This window comes from Halomarina pelagica, from assembly GCF_024228315.1.
GTDB lineage: Archaea > Halobacteriota > Halobacteria > Halobacteriales > Haloarculaceae > Halomarina > Halomarina pelagica.
The window spans coordinates 229,428-248,044 of the sequence record NZ_CP100455.1; the positions used below are offsets into that span (position 1 = coordinate 229,428).

An 18,617-nucleotide genomic window follows, 5' to 3' on the forward strand; every position below is an offset into this window, starting at 1 on the left:
TTCACTCGTTGTGGGGGGTGTGGGAGCGAGAATCCACCTCTACCTCTACCTCTACCTCTACCTCTACCTCTACCTCTACCTCTACCTCTACCTCGGTCCCTACCCCACCCCCCAATTCCGTGCTTTCACTCGGTGCGAGGGGTGGGGGTCCCCGTCCCTCCTTCTCCTCCTCACCTTCTCCTCCCCCCTTTCCGTTCACGCTTTCACTCGGTGTGAGGGGTGGGGGTCTCTCCACTCCCGTCCGATCGAATCCTCGCGTTCCCCGGTAACGAAGCGTTTCCGACGAACCTTCGCGACCGCCCGTGTACCTGTCAACGAATACAGTCGGTATCGAGGGGTCGAACCGCCTCTTTTCACTCGGTATCGGGGGTACCGAACCGTTTCGAAACGACGGGTCCGGTGGCCCGGTTCCGTCTCTCCCGCTTCCGTTCCGTCTCCTGCCGCTCCCGTTCCGTCTCCCTTTAATAGCGGAGCGTGCAAGCATCCGGCATGATCCACGAGGAGGGACGACTGCTGATGACTCCCGGGCCGACCGCGTTGCCCCCCGACGTCCGGGAGGCGATGAGTCGACCGATCAGTAACCCCGACGTCGAAGTGGGGTTCACGGCGCAGTACCGATCGATCCTCGAAAAGCTGGCGGCGGTCTACGGGACGGACGACGAGGTCCTCGTCCTCGGCGGCGAAGGGATCCTCGGTCTCGAGGCGAGCGTCGCGTCGCTGATCGCTCCCGGGGAGGAGGTGCTCTGTCTGGCGAACGGCCTGTACGGCGAGGGATTCGCCGACTTCGTCGAGATGCACGGGGGCGAGCCGGTACTACACCGCGTCCCGTCCGGTACGGCGTTCGAGGTCGAGGCGGTCGCGTCCCTGGTCGAGGAACGCGACTTCGCCGCCGCGACGATGGTCCACTGCGAGACGCCGACGGGCGTGCTGAACGACCTCGCGGAGGTCCTCGGCCTGTTACGGGACGCGGGCGTGCTCACCGTCGTCGACGCGGTCTCCTCGCTCGCGGGGACGGCCGTCTCCGTCGACCGGATCGACGTGTGCCTGGGTGCCTCCCAGAAGTGCCTCAGTTCGCCCCCCGGGCTGACGACGCTCTCCGTAAGCGACCGAGCGTGGGACGAGATCGACGCGACCGAACAGCACACCTTCTACACGAGCCTCGAACCCTGGCGGGGTATCGACCTGGAGGGAGACGAGGCGGTCCTCCTCCCCTACACGCACCTGGTGTCGAACCTCTACGCGCTCGAAGCCTCCCTCGATCGATTCCTCGAGGAGGGGCGCGAGCGGGTGTTCGAGCGCCACGAGGACGTCGCCGAGCTGTGTCGGGCGCGCGGACGGGAGATCGGTCTCGAACCGTTCCCGCCGTCGGAGAGCGCCTGCTCGCCGACCGTGACCGCGTTCGCGGTGGACGGGCGCGCGGTCGAGATCCAGGGGCGACTCGAACGGGAACACGACGTCGTCGTCGCGACCGGTCTCGGCGACCTGGCCGACGACGTCGTCCGCGTCGGGCACATGGGGTACAACGCGGACCGCGAGCGCGTCGAGCGAACGATGGACGCGCTCGAGGCCGTCGTCGGATCCTGAACCGCGCCCGGATCGGGTGTCCTGAACCGCACCCGGTTCGGATCCTGAACCGTCCGATCCGAGCGAGGATCGATGGGCCGGGCGAGGATCGACGGGACATCCCATCCGCCCGGGACGCGGGCTCATCAGGTCCAGATGCGGTGTCCCGTCACCCGGGACGTCGATTCATCTCGTCAAGGACGTCGATTCATCGACGAGCGGTGATGACGGCGGCGGATCCACCGCCGCCGATCGTCGGGAGGAGGTAGACGGCCGCCCGGTGGATGAGGACCGCCGCCCCGATCACCTCCGCACCCGGCGTCCCCGGGAGGACGACGAGCACGCCGACGAGCAGCGCTTCGACACCGCCCAGGCCGCCGGGGAGCGGAGCGAACGCCGCGAGGTCGCCGACGGGAATGGCGACGAGGGTGGCCGCGAAGGGGACGGCGTACCCGAGCGCGAACAGCGACAGCCACAGCGAGACGGCGAGCGCGAACCAGCCGGCGGCGGAGTAGCCGAGCGCGAACCCCAGCCCGCGACGGTCGGCGGCGACCCGTTCGATGCCCGCGTAGAACTCCTCGATGCGCTCGCGGACGGATCGCTCGGTGGGCGCGTCGGTCCCGGGGAGCGCGCTCGCGACGGTGCGGACCGCCGGGACCACCACGGCGACGGTCCGCTCCTCGAGCGCGTAGCGGCGGGTCCAGCCCGCGTAGGCGAGGGCGGGAATCGCCAGGGCGAGCGCGCCGACGGCCGTGCCGACGACCTCGAGCTGGCGGCCGAACGTGATCGTGACGGCGTAGTAGCCGAGACCGACGAGGCCGAGGAAGATCGAGGGGACGAAGTGGAGCGCGTCGACGCTGGCGATGGCGACGAGCCCGGTCTCGTATCGGGTTTCGGTCGCCTCGGAGATGAACCACGCGCTCACCGGCTCGCCGCCGGCCTGCCCGAACGGCGTGACGTTGTTGGCGAAGATCGCGGCGGCGTACACGGGAACGACCGTCGAGGGGCGCAGCGAGACGCCGAGTACGTCGAGCACCGTCCGCAGCGACAGCGCCCACGTCAGCAACCAGAACGTCGCCACGAGGAAGACGGCGGCGAGGATCGCCGGGTCGGCGTCCCGGAGCGCCCGGACGACCCCGTCGATGCCGACGACCCACAGCACGATCCCGAAGACGATAGCCCCGCCCGCGAACCCGACCGCGATCATCGACGGCTTCGTTTCCAGTTTCACTAGTTCCCGGTACGACGAGCGAACGGATGTACGTGTGGGACGTCGGTCGAAACCGAGTCACTGCGACTCCGTCGCCGATCGACCCGCTCGGCCGCGATTCAGGTCGGCCGTCGCGTTCCGGACTGTTCGTCAGTCGCGTCCGTACCGTTCGTCGGTCGCCCTCCGAATCGGTCGACAGTCGCGACTCGGACCGGTCGGCCGTCGCGTCCGGACCGGTCGTCAGTCGTGATCCGGGCCGGTCGTGTTCTTCGCGTGGAGTCGGAGTCCGTATAGCAACGGTGCGACGAACGCGAGCGCGCCGCCGCCGAGCGCCGCCTTGCCCGCGTCGGAGATGACGCGGTCGTTCGGGTCCCCGATGACGACGACTCCGCGCATCCCGCGGTCGCCGTACGTCTCGCACTCGTAGGTGCTGACGCCGCCGCCGCCGAACCGCATCGCGAACCGGTGGCCCGGCCCGGCGACGCGCTCGCTGTGGTACCCGAGGGTCTCGTCGACGACGTCGTACGCGCCCGCGTCGCCGACCCACTTCCAGACGACCGTCGTTCCGGGGTCGACGTGGACTGCCGCGGGCTCGAACGCGAATTCACCGCCGTTGCCCTTCGCGCCGACTTTGACCGTGACGCGGTTCTCACCTCGCTTGTCGACGACGCCGTCGTAGTTGTCGGTGTTCTCGAGCCAGCCGCCGAAGGTCCTCGCGGGGTCGCCCTCGCCCTTGCCCTCGCCCGACCCCTCCCCGTCGCTCGCGGCACCGTCTCCGCCGGCGGTTCCGTTTCCGGCTCCGCCCTCGCCGGCACCGTCCAGCGAGACCTGCGCGTCGCCGACGACGAGCGCTCCCTTCATCCCCATCGCCTTGTGCGGGACGCAGGCGTACGGGACGACGCCCGTTTTCTTCGGCGTGTACTCGTAGGTCTTGCCCGCCTCGGCGTAGTAGTCGGACGTGAACGCGCCGTTCTCCGCGGCGACGTTGTGCGTGCCGCCCTGGCCGGTCCACTTCCAGACGACGGTCGTGCCGGGGTCAACGCGCACCGCGGCGGGGTCGAACGCGAACGCGCCGCCGTTGCCCTTCGCGCCGACGGCGATCTCCACGGTCGACTTGCCGCGCGCGTCGACGACTTCGCCCACGCCGTCGGTGTTCTCGAACCAGGCGGCGAGGTCGACTCCTCCACCGCCCTGCGCGGCGGCCGGCCGCGCGAGCAGGCCCGCCCCGAGCGCGACGCCCGCGGTGGTCGCGAGGAACCGCCGCCGGGTCGGCGACGCCGTCGCGTCTCTCATCGTCGCCTCCTCACCCGTCGCCGTCACTTCGCTCATCGTCGTCTCCCCTCCCGACGTCTCCTCGCTCATCCGCATCTCCTCGCTCATCGCCGTCTCGTCTCTCACCACCGTCTCCTCGCTCACCGCCGTCTCTCCTCTCGTCGCTGTCTCTCCTCTCGTCGCTGTCTCCCCTCTCATCGCCGTCACCCCTCGTACCCGGCGTAGTCCATGAGCTGCCGGAAGATGTCGGTGTTCATCGCCTCCTTGTAGACGATCCTGGTGAGCATTCCGCCGGGGTACGACGAGCCGTTGCGCACGTGATCGACCTTGTGACAGTGCATGAGGTAGATGCCGGGGTCGGCGTCCGCCTCGAACTCGACGGTGTAGCGCTCGGCCGGGGCGACGTTCAGCACGTCCTGCTTGTACTGGAGCGGCTCGGGCATCGGACTACCGTCCTTCTCGACCACGCGGAAGCGGTGGTTGTGGGTGTGAAGCGGGTGGCTCATGAACCCGGCGTTGACCCAGTGGAGTCGGACCGTGTCGCCGGACTCGACGATGATCGGCGATCCCGTCTCGGGGTGGAGCGTCGCGGGGGCCGACTTCCCGTTGATCGTGAACGCGTCGGCGCGGCGGTTGGTGAGGTCGTACTGGACGTCCTCGCCGCCGTGCTGGCGCGAGAGGCGGGTGTCCCACTCCTTGACCGTCATGAAGTACTCCTTGTCGGCCGGTTCGTACCCCTTCGGGTCGACCCGGAGGATGCCGTACATCCCCATCTCCATGTGCATCGGCGTCTGGTAGTGGCAGTGGTAGAGGTGCGTGCCGGGGACGTTCGCGGGGATGGTGTAGGTGTGCTTCTCGCCCGGCATGACGGTGATCCCGGTCGTCGTGGGGACGCCGTCGTTCTTCCACGTCTTGCGGACGCCGTGGAAGTGCAGCGTGTGGGGCACCTGCATCCCCGTGTTGTCGAGCGTGATCTTCAGCTCGCTCCCCTCGGTCGTCCGCAGGATGGGCCCGGGGACGCTCGGCGTCCCGTCGTCCGCCTGGAACGCCCAGACGACCGGGAGCGAGATGGGGCCGCCCATGGTCTTAAGCGGGTGGACGTGGTGACTAGCCATCACCGATTTGATCGTCACTTCGTGGCCCCGCTCGTCGAGGTCGACGACCTCCGGACGGCCGGTCGTCGGGAGGTCGGACTGGAGCTTCGCCGCACCGTTCAGTTCCACCTGCTCCGCGACCGGCGAGACGGCCGTCGTACAGCCGGCGGTGGCGAACAGTCCCGCGCTACCCGTCGCGGCGAGGAACTGGCGGCGCGAGAGACCGTTTCCGGGGGCTCCGACGTTGTCGGTCATAGTACACCTCAACATATGGGGACCACCCTCAAAACGGGGCTATCTGATTCTCAGACCCTTGGAATCGACTCGAACATGTTCGCTCTTTTTGTATTCGACCCTCTCTTCTCTTCTCTCCTCTCCTCTCCTTTCTCCTCCTCTCCTCTCCTCTCCCTTCTCTTCCTCCTCTTCTCTCCACTCTCCCTTCTCCTCCTGTCCCCCACCATTCCTTTCCTCCCCTGCGTCCGTGCTCGGATCCATCCGACGGTGGGCGATCTCGTGGCGGACGTCACTGCGTCTCCTTCCGGACTTCGGCCCAGAGTTCCGAGAGGCGTTCGTCCGGCGTCCGCGTGCGCCGTTTGATCTCCGCGTCGAGGGTGCGGTCGTCGGTGAGGGTGATCCGGACCTCGTCGAAGGCCACGACGTACCGCGCCCGGTGACGGCCGTTCGGTCTGATCTCTAGGCGTTCGTCGAGGAGGGCGGCGTCGGTGAGGAGATCGAGCTTCCGGTAGGTCGTCGACAGCGGAACCCCGGACGCCTCGGCGAGTTCGCTCGCGGTCATGGGTTCGCGCAGTTGTTCGACGATCGCCCGGCAGTCGGGATCGTCGAGCGCGTCCAGTACGTCTTGAAACCGCGGCGCGTCGTCGGCGCGGGGATCACTTGCCATGGCTGGGGATCGAGAGACGGGAACGCGGCGTCCCCGGCGTCGTTCGTCTATCGATCGCGGTCGTCCGAACGCGCCCGTCGATCGCGGTCACCGAGGTGACCGCGCCGGGGTCACCGGGGTCGCTGGATTCGCCGGGTTCACCGGGGTCGCCGGCCGGTGGATCCGTCGCTCGCGACCGCCCTCGTCCCCGGTCGCGAGCGCGAGGCTTGCTCGTGGCATCGTTCTCCGTCAGATACTCGCGGGCCGTCCGTCCAGTACGTATCTCCGAACAGGTTCGGTCGATCGCGTCGCGGTTTCGTCGTCGCACGGGCTCGAACATGATCGGCGGAACGGCCATCCCCCGCGTCCACGAACGCGGCGTATGACCAGGGAGACGGCGGACGACGGTGTTCGAGACGGCGATCGGGTTCGAGAACTCGACGCCAGGGCGATCGACGGCGAGCCGTTCGGCGACATCATGGCGGCGCTCGACGCGCTCGGGGAGGACGACACGCTCGTCCTCGTCAACAGTTTCGAACCGGAACCGCTGTACGGCGTCCTGCGGCGACGGGGGTTCGAGTACGAGACGACGCGAGTCGCGGACGAGGAGTGGCGCGTCTCGATCACCCACGAGTGACCGCGATCGAGGGGGCCACTGCCCGCGTCGCCGAACACGTTCGGCACTCCGCTTTCGGTCGATAGGCCCGAATCGGAGGACATGACGGGAGTGTCCCACGACGACGTCGAACCGATCACGGACCGCGTACACGACAATTCGTGGTCGGCGAACCTGGAGAAGCCGCGGCACGCGGACGACCGCGATCTCGTCGTCGCGCAGGCCATCGACGCGGTCGAGCACACGGCCCCGGGCAACCACGTGAACCTCGTCACGCACGGGAATCACGGCCACCCCTCGGCGTTCCTCTTTCCGGCGCTCCGGGACGCGTTCGACGCGTCCGTCGAGTGGGAGTACGTCGAACAGTGCGGCTGCGGCGGGCACGTGACGCGCGTCCACGTCTGATCCCCGTCCATGAATCCGCGAACCATCGACACGTCACGACGACCGTTCGTCCTCATCTGGGAACTCACGCAGGCGTGCGCCCTCGCCTGCAAGCACTGTCGGGCGGACGCCCGGCCGCACCGCCACCCGGACGAACTCACGACGAGCGAGGGGAAGCGACTCCTCGACGACGCCCGCCGGTTCGGCGACAGCCAGCTCGTCGTCCTCTCCGGCGGCGACCCGCTCGCCCGCGACGACACCGTCGAACTCGTCGACTACGGGACCGACGTCGGACTGCGGATGACGCTCACGCCGAGCGGCACGACGTCGCTCACCGGCGAGCGGATCGAGGCGCTCGCCGACGCCGGCCTTCGCCGGATGGCGCTCAGCGTCGACGGCGGAACGGCGACGAGCCACGACGAGTTCCGTCGGGAGCGGGGGAGCTTCGACCAGACCGTCCGGGCCGCCCGGAACGCCCGGGCGGCCGGCCTCCCCCTCCAGATCAACACGACGGTCTGCGCGGAGACCGTCGACGAACTCCCCGCGATCCGCGACCTCGTCGCCGACCTCGACGCCGTCCTCTGGTCGGTGTTCTTCCTCGTCCCCGTCGGCAGGGGGAGCGTCCTCGAACCGATCTCCCCCGAGGCGGCCGAGCGCGTCATGGAGTGGCTCTGTGCGGTGAGCGAGACGTCCCCGTTCGGCGTGAAGACGACGGAAGCACCCCACTACCGGCGCGTGGCGATCGAGCGGAGCGGGGCGGAGCGCGCCGCGGCGGGGGGCGACGCGGCGGGAGGCGACCCGACGGCGCGTGACGGAACGAAGCGCGATCCGACGGGGCGCGACGGGGAGGGGCGACCCGGGCGGCCGGCCGACGGGATCGGTCGCCGGGCGGGCATCACCGCCGGCGACGGGTTCGCCTTCGTGAGCCACACGGGCGAGGTCTACCCCTCCGGGTTCCTCCCGCGCTCGGCGGGGAACGTCCGCGACGAGGGGATCGTCGAGCCGTATCGTCACTCGGAGCTGTTCCGGTCGCTCCGCGACCGCGGCGCGCTCCGCGGGAAGTGCGGGGCGTGTCCGTACCGGTACGTCTGCGGCGGGAGTCGTTCTCGCGCGTACGCGTACACGGACGATCCGCTGGAGAGCGACCCGCTCTGTGCCTACGTCCCCGACGGATACGACGGGCCGCTCCCGGCGACCCAGCAGGGGTGACGGCGCGACCGTGAACGCTGAATCCGCGGAGGGCCGACACGGCGACGCCCGTCCGGTTTCGGAGAAACCGACGGACGCCTCGGATACATCGACCGCATCGGACGTGTCGGACGCATCGGACGAACCAGATGCATCGAACGCGTCGGACGCATCGAACGCGCCCGTCGCGTCCGCCTCCCGCGTCCTCGGCGAGGCGGCGTCGATCGAGCGCCGCGAACTCGACCGGGCGCTGGCACGGCTCGACGACCGCGGCGAACTCACCGACGAGCGGCGGGCCGTCCTCGCTGACCTCGCGGACGCGCTCGTCGCGGAGCTGGTGGCGGTACCGCTCGGCCGCGCCGCGGGGGCGGGGAGCCCGCCCGTGGCGGGAGACGACGGCGGGTCGCTCGACGCGAGGGCGGGGGGATCGGGCGACGAGACGCCGGCGGGAGCGGGGGCGGACGAGGCCCCCCGCGATCTGACCCTCCGGCGCGCCGTCGAACTGTTCCTGGGCCCCGATCGCTTGGACGACGGCGGGTGACTGTCGCCCGAGGCAGAACGGGTCAGTCGGCCCGCCTCCCCCCGACCGCGGCGTCGATCGCGCGGTCGAGGTCGGCGACGACGTCCTCGACGTCCTCCAGGCCGACCGAGAGCCGGACGAGATCGGGCGTCACGCCGCTTGCGCGCCGCTCGCGCTCGGTGAGTTGCTGGTGGGTCGTGCTCGCCGGGTGGACGACGAGCGTCTTCGCGTCGCCGACGTTCGCGAGCAGGCTCGCGAGTTCCACCGCCTCGGTGAGGCGTCGCCCCGCGTCGAAGCCGCCCTCCAGACCGAACGCGACCATGCCGCCGTACCCGCCGTCGAGGTACCGTTGGGCGTCGTCGTGGGTCGGGTGGCTCTCCAGGCCGGGGTAGGCCACCCACGCGACCGCCTCGCGATCGTCCAGCCACTCGGCGACCGCCAGCGCGTTCTCCGAGTGGCGCTCCATCCGCAGCGGGAGCGTCTCGAGCTTCTGGAGGGTCACCCAGGCGTCGAAGGGTGACTGCTGGTTGCCGAGGTCGCGGAGCCCTCGCGCCCGCGCCGCGTACGCGAACGCGGCGTCGCCGAAGCGCTCACGGAAGTTCACCCCGTGGTACGCCGGGTTGTCCGCGGTGAGTTGGGGGTAGTCGCCGTCCTCCCAGGGGAAGGTGCCGCCGTCGACGAGGACGCCGCCGATCGTCGTGCCCGAGCCGTGGATCCACTTCGTCGTCGAGTGCCAGACGAGGTCCGCGCCGTGCTCGATCGGGTTGCAGAGGTACGGCGTGGCGAACGTGTTGTCCACGAGCAGCGGGACGCCCGCCTCGTGGGCGACCGACGCGATCGCCTCGATGTCGGGCGTGTCTAGCGCCGGGTTGCCGATGGTCTCGAGGTGGACGTAGGCGGTGTCCTCGTCGATCGCCTCGGCGTAGGCGTCGACGTCGAGCGTGTCGACGAACCGCGCCTCGATCCCGCGCCGCGACGCGGTGTGCGTCAGGTAGGTGTACGTGCCGCCGTAGAGCGAGGAGGCGGTCACGACGTTGTCGCCGCTCTCGGCGAGGACGAACGTCGCCAGGTCGAGGGCGGCCATGCCGCTCGCGGTCGCCACCGCGTCCACGCCGCCTTCGAGCGACGCCAGCCGCGCCTCGAGCGTCGCGTTCGTCGGGTTCGTCAGGCGGCTGTAGATGTTGCCGGCCTCCTCGAGCGCGAACAGCGAGGCGGCGTGCTCGGCGTCGTCGAACACGTACGAGGTCGTCTGGTAGATGGGCGGTGCCCTGGCGTTCGTCGTCGGATCGGGCTCCTGCCCGGCGTGAACGCTCCGCGTGGCGAACCCCGCCGTATGCTCGTCGGTCATGTGTAGTTCATCGAATATGCTGACGAGTCATGAAACGGCACCCACCGTATCGCGGGTCATGAAGTACACCGTCGATCGTCGGCGGACGACCGTCGGCACTCGATCGCTCCGCGTCACACTGTCAGCCTCAGTCGCTCGGCGTCGAGGGGCGTTCGGCGTCGGGGCGATCGGGCGGTGAGGCGATCGAATCAGTCCGCGCTCGCGCCCGATTCGGCCGGCGCGATCTCCTCCGCTGCGAGGTAGCACTGCGGGTCCGGCGCGAAGGGATCGCCGTGGACGGCGAGCGCGCGGAGCCGCGACGCGCCGCGGCAGATTCCCCGGTATCGACACCGCGAACACCGTCCGGTCAGGTGGCGCTCGCGCTCGCGCAGGCGGCGGAGCAGCGGGTTCGTCTCGTCCTCCCAGATCGCGCCGAACGGCCGGTCGCGGACGTTGCCGAGGCTGTATCCCTGCCAGAACTGCGTGAGGTGGACGTTCCCCTGGTAGTCGACGTCGGCGACGCGCTCGCCCGTCGGATCGCCGCCGTTCCGCTCGAGGTAGTCGTACGCCCGCTCGGCCGCGACGTCCCCCAGGTACCGCCGCGCGTACTCGACGAGGTAGGCCGCGTCGGCGTAGTTGCCGACCAGCAGCGTCTCGATCTCCTCGCCCCGGTCGTGGTAGTCGCGGGTCAGGTCGCAGAGCCGCTTCACGGCGGCGCGCCGCTCCGACGGCGAGAGGTCGATGTCCACGACGTCCGCTCCGCGGCCGCCGTAGTCGAGGTGGTAGAAACAGAAGCGGTCGACGCCCTCCTCGTGGAGCAGTTCGACGACGCCGGGCAGGTCGGCGGCGTTCCGTTCCGTGATCGTGTAGCGGAGGCCGGTCTTCAAGCCGGCGTCGAGGCACGCCCTGATGCCGCGGACGGCGGCGTCGAACGCCCCCTCCGCGCCCCGAAACGCGTCGTTCCGCTCGGGGAGGCCGTCGACCGAGACGCCGGCGTACCGGAGTCCGGCGTCGCGCAACCGCCGCGCCCGCTCGGGGGTGACGAGCGTCCCGTTCGTCGAGAGGACCGGCCGGATCCCGCGCTCGTCGGCGTAGGCGACGAGTTCGGCGAGGTCGTCCCGGACGAGCGGTTCGCCGCCCGAGAAGAGCACGACCGGAACGCCGTAGTCGGCGAGGTCGGAGAGCAGCCGTTTCCCCTCCTCCGTGCTGAGTTCGCCGGGCGCGGTCTCGGTGTCGGCGGCCGCGTAACAGTGCGTGCAGTAGAGGTTACACCGCCTCGTCGTGTTCCAGACGACGACCGGCCGTCGCTGCTTCCGCTCCGTGATCTGGGGCTTCGCCGACTCGTCGGCGGCGTCGTACCGGAGCCCGTCGCCCTCGGCGTCCAGTCCGCACAGGAGCTTGCTGATCGAGATCATGCCTCATACGTCCGCTTCTCGTCGCCGGCGTCCGGGCCCGCCGGCTCGGCCCGTTCGTCGAGCGCGTGCGTCGAGTACCGTCGAACGGCCTCGGCCGGACAGAGCCAGACGTCCGTCGCGTACCAGGCGAACAGTCTGGTCGCCTGCTCGTAGGCGATCCGGGCCGTCGGCGCGCTCACGCTCCCCACGTGGCGCAGCGGGTCCGACTCGCGCTCCCGGACGAACACCTCCCACGCGTCCTCGACGGCACCGCGCGGCCGCGCGCCGACGCGGTACCGTTCCGGTCGTTCCACCATAGACGACGATGCGGCCGACGGCCGGAACACCCTTCCCCCGATGATGTTCGGCCGACGCTCCGGCGCGACGGTGCGACGTGACGGTCGCGCGCCTCCCGGAAGCGACCACCCCCCGAAAGCGTTCACCTCCCGGAACGCGAACCCGTCGGACCGAACAAATTCGGGAGAAGGGGGATGGCCCTCCCTTCGGTACCCTCCCCTGCATGCCACGACTAGACGTCCGGGAGATCCCCCCGGCGGAGCGACACCCGAAGATCTTCGACCTGTTCGAGGAGATGGACGCCGGAGAGACGCTCGAGATCGTGAACGACCACGACCCGAAGCCGCTGTTCTACCAGATGCAGGCCGAGGTACCGGCGTTCGACGCCGAGAACTACCGGGTCGAGCGGACCGCCCCGACGGAGTTCGTCGCCCGCTTCCCGAAGAAGTCGACGCAGTCGCCCTGACGCCCGCGCGCCGCGTCCGCCGTCGCGCGTCCACCGTCGCGCGTCCGCCGCCGCGTCCGCCGTCGATGGCTCGGACGCCGTCGCCGTCGTCGTCGCGGCCGCGCGAACACGTTCGGGACGAGGTATAGCGGGTCGGGCGGCGTAGCCCGACTCGACCATGGCCGGATTCCCCTCCCCGTTCTCGCGGGCCGACGACGACCCGTTCGACGCGTACGACGAGTTCGTCCCGGACCACGTCCCGGCCCCCGGCGCGTTCCTCGCGGGGCACGACGTGCTGACCGACGGGGCGCACGTGGCGTTCCACGCGCTCACTCGCGACCTGTTCGAGGAACGCGGCGTCTACGACATGACGTTCGGGTACAACCTCGCCCGGCTCAACCTCGACCGCCGGCACCCCAGCGCCGGCTACCGCTACGCAGAGGAGGCCGACGACCGGACCGTGCTCCGGGCGGAGTTCACGCCGACGACGCCGTTCTGTCCCCAGAGCCACACCCTCGCGATCGGTTCGTTCCGCGCCTGGAACGGCCTGTCAGACCGACACGAGTACGACCTCGTCCGGGTGCGCGTCCACGAGATGCACCACCGGGCCGGGGAGATCAACGAGGAACTCGAACGGCTCGAGGCGGCGTACGCCGAGACGGGGTCCGTCGAGGGGGCGGCGGACGACTCCCCCGGCGCTTCTCACGCCCCCGGCGCTTCTCACGCCCCCGGCGCTTCTCACGCCCCTCGCACCCCCCGCGACGAACCGCGATCGGGGGCGGACCGAGGAGGGGATGCGCCGTTCTGACGTCGGCTCGACCTCGGGACCGACGCTCCCGAACCGAGTCGGACGACCGCCCCCACGTCCGAACCGACCCGGGCGACGGACCTCACGCCCGTCCCGATGAGCGCCGCGACCGTCTCGCGGTGGTCCGGCAGGTTCGTCCTCGTCAGTGCGGGGTTCCTGCTCGCCTGGCAGGTCGGCGTCCTCGTCGGGGTCCCCCGGCGGACCGAGGTCGCCCTCGGGCTCTACGGGTTCGTCCTGCACGCCGTCTTCGGCAAGGCGTACTCGCTCGTTCCGTCCTACTTCGATCGCCGACTCGCGTTCCCGCGCGCGCCGGCCCTGCACCTCCCGTTCGCCGTCGCGGGCACCGTCGGCCTCGCGGTCGGTTCGATCGGCGGGTCCCCCTCGATCGGGGCGCTCGGTGCACTCGCCTGGGCGCTCGGTGTCGGCGTCTTCCTCGGGGCGCTCCTCTGGACCGTCCGCGGTAACCTCACCGGCCGGGAGACGGGGACGGGGGACGCGAACGCCGACCGGCGGCCGGTCGACCGGGCCGCGAACGCGTTCGTCCCGGTGGCGCTGGCGTACCTCGCGCTGGGTACGTACGCGACGCTTGCCGCCCACGCCGCCCTCCCGTCGCCGTTCGGCGGGTTCCTCCCGCGGGCGTCGCACCTGCTCGCCGCCGGGACGGGCGCGATGCTCGTCTTCGCGGTCGGGTTTCGGCTCCTCCCGCGCTTCCTGGTCGCGTCGCCGCCGCGACCGCTCGTCGCGCTCGTCCTCCCGGCGGGGGCGGTCGGCCCGGTCCTCCTGGCCGCCACCCTCGGCGGCGGCCCGCCGTTCCGCGTCGCGGCGCTCCTCGAAGCGACCGCCCTGATCGGATTCGCGACCGCCTACGCGGTCCTGTGGTCCCGCTCGTCGCGACGGCGGGTCGGCCTCTACGCCGCCTTCGCCGGCGCGCTGAGCGGCGCGCTCGCCGCGGTCGTCGGTCTCTCGTTCGCCTTCCTCGGGCCGATCGCTCCGGCGCTCGTCCTCGCTCACCTCCGGCTCGCGCTCCTGGGGTTTCTCGGCCTCACGATCGTGGGCGTCACGTACCAGTTCTACCCGCCCGGGGTCGGCTCGTTCCCCGGCGCGAACGACCGAACCGCGCTCGCGTCGATCGTCTGTCTCGGCGGCGGGCTCCTCCTCGGGGTCCTCGGCGCGGTCGGCGGCGCGCCGCCGGCGACGGCGGTCGGCGAACCGATCGCGGCCGTCGGGGCCGGACTGTACGCGTACCTCGTCGCCGGACTGCTTCGCGAGCGGCGGTCGACGCTCGCCGCGCGGTCGGGTCGTCGGTGATCGGGTGCGGCGTCGCCGTCGCGATCGAACATGTACGCGACAAGTACCATCTCCCCTCGGTCGTGAGCCTCCCGTATGGTGGTCGTTACGGCTCAGATCGCGCTGACGGTCCTGATGGCGGCGCTCCTGCTGGGCGTCGCGTGGTGGGTGGCGAGAGTCGAGAACTGGCGGTCGTATACGCCGACCGGCGGCGGGACGCGGCGGGACCCCGGACACGGACACGACGCCGGACACGCGTCGAAGCCGGGCGGTCTCACCCGCTGGCTCACCACGGTCGATCACCGTGACGTCGGGCTCATGTACGGCGCGTTCGCGCTGCTCGCCTTCGCCTGGGGCGGAGTCGCGGTCACGGTGATGCGGATGGAACTGACGACGCCCCCCTCCGACCTCGTCGAACCGGGGCTGTACAACGCGCTCATGACGACCCACGGGGTCACGATGCTGTTCCTGTTCGGGACGCCCGTGCTCGCCGCCATCTCGAACTACGTGATCCCGCTCGTGATCGGGGCGGACGACATGGCGTTCCCGCGGATCAACGCCATCGCCTTCTGGCTGCTCCCGCCGGGAGCGCTCCTCATCTGGGGCGGCCTCATCCTCGAACCGCTACACGTCGGCGTCGAGGGTGCCCAGACCGCCTGGACGATGTACACGCCGCTGTCGATCGAACAGCCCAACCCCGGCGTCGATCTGATGCTGCTGGGGTTGCACCTCACGGGGGTCTCGGCGACCATGGGGGCGATCAACTTCGTCGCCACCATCTTCACCGAGCGCGACGAGGGGGTCACCTGGGCCAACCTCGACCTGTTCTCGTGGACCGTCCTCGTCCAGTCCGCGCAGATCATCTTCGCCTTCCCGCTGCTCGGGGCGGCGCTCGTCATGCTGCTGTTCGACCGGAACTTCGGAACGACCTTCTTCGCGCTCGACGGCGGCGGCCCGCTCCTCTGGCAACACCTGTTCTGGTTCTTCGGCCACCCCGAGGTGTACATCCTCGTGCTCCCGCCGATGGGACTCGTCAGCTACATCCTGCCGAAGTTCTCCGGTCGGAAGCTCTTCGGGTTCAAGTTCGTCGTCTACTCGACGCTCGCGCTCGGCGTGCTCAGCTTCGGCGTCTGGGCGCACCACATGTTCGCGACCGGGATGGATCCCCGGGTGCGGGCCTCGTTCATGGCCGTCTCCATCGCCATCGCCATCCCGAGCGCCGTGAAGGTGTTCAACTGGATCGCGACGATGTGGAACGGGCGCGTCCGCCTCACCGCGCCGATGCTGTTCTGCGTGGGGTTCGTCGCCAACTTCATCGTCGGCGGCGTGACGGGCGTGTTCGAGGCCGCCATCCCCGTCGACCTCGTGCTCCACGACACCTACCACGTCGTCGCCCACTTCCACTACGTCATCATGGGCGGGATCGCGTTCGCGGTCTTCGCCGCGGTCTACTACTGGTTCCCGCTGTTCACCGGGCGGTGGTACCAGCGCACGCTGGCGAAGTGGCACTTCTGGCTCAGCATGGTCGGGACGAACGTGACCTTCTTCCCGATGCTGCTGCTCGGCTACGGCGGGATGCCGCGCCGGTACGCGAGCTACGTCCTGTCGGTCGGCCCCCAGGACTACTTCGCCGTCCTCCACCAGGTCGCGACCCTCGGCGTGTTCGTCCTGGCGCTCGGTCAGATCGTCTTCGTCTGGAACGTCGTCCAGTCCTGGCTCGAGGGACCGACGGTCGAGGACGGCGACCCGTGGGACCTCGAGGGAAGCGGCCTGGCGACCAACGAGTGGACGTGGTTCGATCGGCGGGTGACGACGGCGATCCCCGACGGGGGCGATGCGGACGACGCGGCCGACGCGAATCGGGCGGGCGGCGACTGAACGTTCGCCGACGTCGTCGCTCGGCGGGTTCGCCGCCGGTCAGCGGATCGTCGTCGAGTCGTCGTCCGCCGGGGCCGCTCCCGGTACGCCGGCGCGCACCGACTCGCTCCTCGGAGTCACCGACTCGTTTCTCGGGGCGTCGTCCTCGCCCCGCGCGCCGCCGCGCCCTCGCAGGAAGAGGAACAGCCCGAACGCGAGCGGCGAGAGGACCGCCGCGAGGACGCTCCCCCCGAACATCGCGACCTCTGGCGACACCGCCGCCCCGCCGGCGCTCGCGCTCCCGACGACGACCGCACCCTTCATCCCCATCGCCTCGTGCGGGACGCAGGCGTACCGGCTCACGCCCTCGCCGTCGAACGTGAGCGCGTACGTCGCGCCCTCGCTGCTCAGCAGGTCGCTCTCGTAGCTCCCGTCGGCCGCGGCGACGTTGTGCGCGCCGCCCTCGCCGGTCCACTCCCAGACGACCGTCGTCCCCGAATCGACGTGGATCGCGGCCGGTTCGAACGCGAACGGCCCGCCGTTGCCCTCCGCGCCGACTTTCACCGTGACGCGGTCCTCTCCCCGCTCGTCGACGACGCCGTCGTAGTTGTCGGTGTCCTCGAACCAGGACGCCAGGTCGTCGCTCCCGGACTGCGCCCGAACCGATCCCGTCGATCCGATCGCGCCGGCGGCGACGGTCGCCCCGGCTCCCGCGAGGAAGGCCCGTCGATCGATCCGTGCCGAAGTCGAAGTGGTGGGCATGTGAGATCCCTCGACTGATATGACGGGATAGCGAGGCATAGTTTCGAGGGGAATTCCCACCGGCTGAGAACCGAGTACACGCTATATGGCCGCTCTCCCCCGATATCTATCCGTAGAGGAGAGTGATCGACATGTCACAATCGACGACGCGACGACGGATGCTACAGGCGGTGGGTCTCGCCGGTGCCGCGGCGCTGGCCGGGTGCTCCACCGAACGACCGAGCGACCTGTCGGTGACCGAGACGCCGGCGGAGAAGGGGATCTCGCCGGCGAAGTCGGTCGACGTGAAGCGGGTCGCCGCGGATCCCCGGGACCTCCCGAAACCGATCACGCGGACGTCGCCGGCGGTCGTGAAGGCGGAGTTCGAGACGCGCGAGATGGTCGCGGAGGTGGAACCGGGCGTCACGTTCCAGTACATGACGTTCGACGGTCGGATACCGGGGCCGATGATCCGGACGCGCGTGGGCGACACGGTCGACCTCACGATCCGCAACCACCCGGACAACACGATGCCCCACAACGTGGACTTCCACGCCTGCCGCGGGCCCGGCGGCGGTGCCGGCGCGACGACCGTCGCCCCGGGCGAGGAGAAACGACTCCGGTTCAAGGTGACCTACCCCGGCGCGTTCATCTACCACTGCGCGGTGGCGAACCTCGACTACCACATCTCCAGCGGGATGTTCGGGCTCATCCTCGTCGAACCCGAGGAGGGCCTCCCCGAGGTCGACCACGAGTTCTACCTCGGCCAGCACGAACTCTACACGAAGGGGAAGGCCGGCGAGAAGGGCCACCACGAGTTCGACTACGCGTCGATGGCCGCGGAGACGCCGACCTACGTGCTGATCAACGGCGAGAAGTACGCGATCACGCCGGACAAGTACGCCGAGATGACCGTGAAGACCGGCGAGACCGTCCGGGTCTTCTTCGTCGTCGGCGGGCCGAACCTCCCCAGCAACTTCCACGCCATCGGCAGCGTCTGGGACGAGGTGTACCAGCAGGGCGCGCTCGCGAGCGACCCTCAGCGGTACGTCCAGACGACGCCCGTCCTCCCGAGGAGCGCGACGGTGGTGACCTCGACGTTCCCGGTCCCCGGCGACTACAAGCTCGTCGATCACGCGCTGAGCCGCGTCGCGCGCAAGGGCGCGCTGGCGGTCATCCGGGCGGAGGGCGAAGAGGCCCCCGAGTTGTTCGACCCGAACCCGAACTGACGGCGTCGCGTCCCGGCGTCCCGACTCGTCCCCCCTTCGTCGCCCTCGATCGAGCCGCCGCGTTCCCGGCGCGCTCTCTGGCGCGTCGCGACCGCGGCCGACGCGAACACGTTCGCCGAAGTACTCGTACCTACGGGCGACGAGCGGACGCTTATGTGCGCGGAGACCGACTACGTCTCGAAGGTGGGAGCGCCGACGGATCGCCCGCGGGAACTGCTCGACGCGCGGGACCTCCCGCCGCCGAAGCCGCTCCAGACCACGCTCGAACGGCTCGCCGACCTCGACGAGGCGACGGTGCTGGTCCAGCTGAACGATCGGGCACCCCAGCACCTGTATCCGCGGCTCGACGAGCGCGGCTACCGCTACGAGACGGTCGACGGCGACGGGTGCGTCGTCACGGTCGTCTGGCGGCCATAGACCGGGCCGCGACCCGATCGCGGTCGGGACCGCTCCCGGTGAACATGTTCGGGGTCAGTGACTGGGGGCCCCGGCGGCTAGCTTCGAT

The 18,617-nt window shown here is 70.2% G+C and carries 20 protein-coding genes; 11 read left to right on the top strand and 9 right to left on the bottom strand.

The window, feature by feature from the left end:
* Nucleotides 1–489: 489 nt before the first annotated feature.
* Entirely contained in the window at nt 490–1,584 is a 1,095-nt protein-coding gene (locus NKI68_RS19605; protein ID WP_254546988.1) for a pyridoxal-phosphate-dependent aminotransferase family protein, read from the top strand.
* 187 nt (nt 1,585–1,771) lie between these two features.
* Here the strand turns inward: NKI68_RS19605 and NKI68_RS19610 are convergent, their stop codons facing one another.
* The 5 genes from NKI68_RS19610 to NKI68_RS19630 form a co-directional block, all read right to left on the bottom strand.
* Complete coding sequence (locus NKI68_RS19610) at nt 1,772–2,794, bottom strand: lysylphosphatidylglycerol synthase transmembrane domain-containing protein (protein WP_254546989.1); 1,023 nt, start codon at nt 2,792–2,794, stop codon at nt 1,772–1,774.
* Nucleotides 2,795–3,013: 219 nt separating this feature from the next.
* Nucleotides 3,014–4,243 (bottom strand): halocyanin domain-containing protein, encoded by a 1,230-nt coding sequence (locus NKI68_RS19615; RefSeq protein ID WP_254546990.1) that lies wholly within the window; start codon nt 4,241–4,243, stop codon nt 3,014–3,016.
* Between the two features lie 5 nt (nt 4,244–4,248).
* Nucleotides 4,249–5,394 (bottom strand): multicopper oxidase domain-containing protein, encoded by a 1,146-nt coding sequence (locus NKI68_RS19620; protein WP_254546991.1) that lies wholly within the window; start codon nt 5,392–5,394, stop codon nt 4,249–4,251.
* A 50-nt stretch (nt 5,395–5,444) separates the two neighbouring features.
* Entirely contained in the window at nt 5,445–5,600 is a 156-nt protein-coding gene (locus NKI68_RS19625; RefSeq protein ID WP_254546992.1) for a hypothetical protein, read from the bottom strand.
* 62 nt (nt 5,601–5,662) lie between these two features.
* A complete protein-coding gene (locus NKI68_RS19630) occupies nt 5,663–6,040 on the bottom strand; it encodes a winged helix-turn-helix domain-containing protein (protein WP_254546993.1) in 378 nt (125 codons plus the stop codon).
* A 361-nt stretch (nt 6,041–6,401) separates the two neighbouring features.
* On the opposite strand from NKI68_RS19630, the gene NKI68_RS19635 reads away from it, so the two are divergent.
* The 4 genes from NKI68_RS19635 to NKI68_RS19650 all read left to right on the top strand — a co-directional run bounded on the left by NKI68_RS19635 (nt 6,402) and on the right by NKI68_RS19650 (nt 8,748).
* A complete protein-coding gene (locus tag NKI68_RS19635; protein WP_254546994.1) occupies nt 6,402–6,656 on the top strand; it encodes a DUF2249 domain-containing protein in 255 nt (84 codons plus the stop codon).
* 81 nt (nt 6,657–6,737) lie between these two features.
* Nucleotides 6,738–7,040 carry a CGCGG family putative rSAM-modified RiPP protein gene (locus NKI68_RS19640; protein WP_254546995.1) on the top strand — a complete coding sequence of 101 codons (303 nt, stop codon included), beginning with the start codon at nt 6,738–6,740 and terminating at the stop codon, nt 7,038–7,040.
* A gap of 9 nt (nt 7,041–7,049) precedes the next feature.
* On the top strand, nt 7,050–8,228 hold the full coding sequence (locus NKI68_RS19645; protein ID WP_254546996.1) for a TIGR04053 family radical SAM/SPASM domain-containing protein: 1,179 nt from the start codon (nt 7,050–7,052) through the stop codon (nt 8,226–8,228).
* Nucleotides 8,229–8,238: 10 nt separating this feature from the next.
* The gene (locus NKI68_RS19650; protein ID WP_254546997.1) at nt 8,239–8,748 is read left to right on the top strand and encodes a hypothetical protein; all 510 of its coding nucleotides are present in this window, start codon (nt 8,239–8,241) and stop codon (nt 8,746–8,748) included.
* 22 nt (nt 8,749–8,770) lie between these two features.
* Here the strand turns inward: NKI68_RS19650 and NKI68_RS19655 are convergent, their stop codons facing one another.
* The 3 genes from NKI68_RS19655 to NKI68_RS19665 all read right to left on the bottom strand — a co-directional run bounded on the left by NKI68_RS19655 (nt 8,771) and on the right by NKI68_RS19665 (nt 11,765).
* On the bottom strand, nt 8,771–10,075 hold the full coding sequence (locus tag NKI68_RS19655; RefSeq protein WP_254546998.1) for an O-acetylhomoserine aminocarboxypropyltransferase/cysteine synthase family protein: 1,305 nt from the start codon (nt 10,073–10,075) through the stop codon (nt 8,771–8,773).
* A gap of 188 nt (nt 10,076–10,263) precedes the next feature.
* Nucleotides 10,264–11,469: a TIGR04347 family pseudo-SAM/SPASM protein gene (locus NKI68_RS19660; protein ID WP_254546999.1), complete on the bottom strand. Its 1,206-nt coding sequence runs from the start codon at nt 11,467–11,469 to the stop codon at nt 10,264–10,266.
* Complete coding sequence (locus NKI68_RS19665; RefSeq protein WP_254547000.1) at nt 11,466–11,765, bottom strand: Htur_1727 family rSAM-partnered candidate RiPP; 300 nt, start codon at nt 11,763–11,765, stop codon at nt 11,466–11,468. The genes NKI68_RS19660 and NKI68_RS19665 overlap by 4 nt, the downstream gene beginning before the upstream one ends.
* 203 nt (nt 11,766–11,968) lie before the next feature.
* Here NKI68_RS19665 and NKI68_RS19670 point away from each other — a divergent pair, with 203 nt between their 5' ends.
* From NKI68_RS19670 to NKI68_RS19685, 4 genes are all read left to right on the top strand, one after another.
* Nucleotides 11,969–12,211: a DUF2249 domain-containing protein gene (locus NKI68_RS19670; RefSeq protein ID WP_254547001.1), complete on the top strand. Its 243-nt coding sequence runs from the start codon at nt 11,969–11,971 to the stop codon at nt 12,209–12,211.
* Between the two features lie 157 nt (nt 12,212–12,368).
* The gene (locus NKI68_RS19675; protein ID WP_254547002.1) at nt 12,369–12,998 is read left to right on the top strand and encodes a DUF7998 family protein; all 630 of its coding nucleotides are present in this window, start codon (nt 12,369–12,371) and stop codon (nt 12,996–12,998) included.
* 96 nt (nt 12,999–13,094) lie between these two features.
* Entirely contained in the window at nt 13,095–14,306 is a 1,212-nt protein-coding gene (locus tag NKI68_RS19680; RefSeq protein ID WP_254547003.1) for a hypothetical protein, read from the top strand.
* Nucleotides 14,307–14,381: 75 nt separating this feature from the next.
* Nucleotides 14,382–16,163 carry a cbb3-type cytochrome c oxidase subunit I gene (locus NKI68_RS19685; RefSeq protein WP_254547004.1) on the top strand — a complete coding sequence of 594 codons (1,782 nt, stop codon included), beginning with the start codon at nt 14,382–14,384 and terminating at the stop codon, nt 16,161–16,163.
* Nucleotides 16,164–16,202: 39 nt separating this feature from the next.
* Here the strand turns inward: NKI68_RS19685 and NKI68_RS19690 are convergent, their stop codons facing one another.
* On the bottom strand, nt 16,203–16,904 hold the full coding sequence (locus NKI68_RS19690) for a halocyanin domain-containing protein (protein WP_254547005.1): 702 nt from the start codon (nt 16,902–16,904) through the stop codon (nt 16,203–16,205).
* Between the two features lie 131 nt (nt 16,905–17,035).
* Here NKI68_RS19690 and nirK point away from each other — a divergent pair, with 131 nt between their 5' ends.
* Nucleotides 17,036–18,112 carry a copper-containing nitrite reductase gene (gene nirK / locus NKI68_RS19695; RefSeq protein WP_254547006.1) on the top strand — a complete coding sequence of 359 codons (1,077 nt, stop codon included), beginning with the start codon at nt 17,036–17,038 and terminating at the stop codon, nt 18,110–18,112.
* A 153-nt stretch (nt 18,113–18,265) separates the two neighbouring features.
* Nucleotides 18,266–18,529, top strand: a complete 264-nt coding sequence (locus NKI68_RS19700; protein ID WP_254547007.1) for a DUF2249 domain-containing protein — start codon at nt 18,266–18,268, stop codon at nt 18,527–18,529.
* Nucleotides 18,530–18,617: the final 88 nt, after the last annotated feature.

What these genes read in the sequence shown, in the direction of transcription:
- NKI68_RS19690 (WP_254547005.1), bottom strand. Translation starts at nt 16,904, where the DNA reads ATGCCCACCACTTCGACTTCGGCACGGATCGATCGACGGGCCTTCCTC.
- NKI68_RS19675 (WP_254547002.1), top strand. Translation starts at nt 12,369, where the DNA reads ATGGCCGGATTCCCCTCCCCGTTCTCGCGGGCCGACGACGACCCGTTC.
- NKI68_RS19680 (WP_254547003.1), top strand. Translation starts at nt 13,095, where the DNA reads ATGAGCGCCGCGACCGTCTCGCGGTGGTCCGGCAGGTTCGTCCTCGTC.
- NKI68_RS19645 (WP_254546996.1), top strand. Translation starts at nt 7,050, where the DNA reads ATGAATCCGCGAACCATCGACACGTCACGACGACCGTTCGTCCTCATC.
- NKI68_RS19660 (WP_254546999.1), bottom strand. Translation starts at nt 11,469, where the DNA reads ATGATCTCGATCAGCAAGCTCCTGTGCGGACTGGACGCCGAGGGCGAC.
- NKI68_RS19630 (WP_254546993.1), bottom strand. Translation starts at nt 6,040, where the DNA reads ATGGCAAGTGATCCCCGCGCCGACGACGCGCCGCGGTTTCAAGACGTA.
- NKI68_RS19670 (WP_254547001.1), top strand. Translation starts at nt 11,969, where the DNA reads ATGCCACGACTAGACGTCCGGGAGATCCCCCCGGCGGAGCGACACCCG.
- NKI68_RS19640 (WP_254546995.1), top strand. Translation starts at nt 6,738, where the DNA reads ATGACGGGAGTGTCCCACGACGACGTCGAACCGATCACGGACCGCGTA.
- nirK (WP_254547006.1), top strand. Translation starts at nt 17,036, where the DNA reads ATGTCACAATCGACGACGCGACGACGGATGCTACAGGCGGTGGGTCTC.
- NKI68_RS19620 (WP_254546991.1), bottom strand. Translation starts at nt 5,394, where the DNA reads ATGACCGACAACGTCGGAGCCCCCGGAAACGGTCTCTCGCGCCGCCAG.
- NKI68_RS19665 (WP_254547000.1), bottom strand. Translation starts at nt 11,765, where the DNA reads ATGGTGGAACGACCGGAACGGTACCGCGTCGGCGCGCGGCCGCGCGGT.
- NKI68_RS19615 (WP_254546990.1), bottom strand. Translation starts at nt 4,243, where the DNA reads ATGAGAGGGGAGACAGCGACGAGAGGAGAGACAGCGACGAGAGGAGAG.
- NKI68_RS19700 (WP_254547007.1), top strand. Translation starts at nt 18,266, where the DNA reads ATGTGCGCGGAGACCGACTACGTCTCGAAGGTGGGAGCGCCGACGGAT.
- NKI68_RS19635 (WP_254546994.1), top strand. Translation starts at nt 6,402, where the DNA reads ATGACCAGGGAGACGGCGGACGACGGTGTTCGAGACGGCGATCGGGTT.
- NKI68_RS19685 (WP_254547004.1), top strand. Translation starts at nt 14,382, where the DNA reads ATGGTGGTCGTTACGGCTCAGATCGCGCTGACGGTCCTGATGGCGGCG.
- NKI68_RS19605 (WP_254546988.1), top strand. Translation starts at nt 490, where the DNA reads ATGATCCACGAGGAGGGACGACTGCTGATGACTCCCGGGCCGACCGCG.
- NKI68_RS19655 (WP_254546998.1), bottom strand. Translation starts at nt 10,075, where the DNA reads ATGACCGACGAGCATACGGCGGGGTTCGCCACGCGGAGCGTTCACGCC.
- NKI68_RS19625 (WP_254546992.1), bottom strand. Translation starts at nt 5,600, where the DNA reads ATGGTGGGGGACAGGAGGAGAAGGGAGAGTGGAGAGAAGAGGAGGAAG.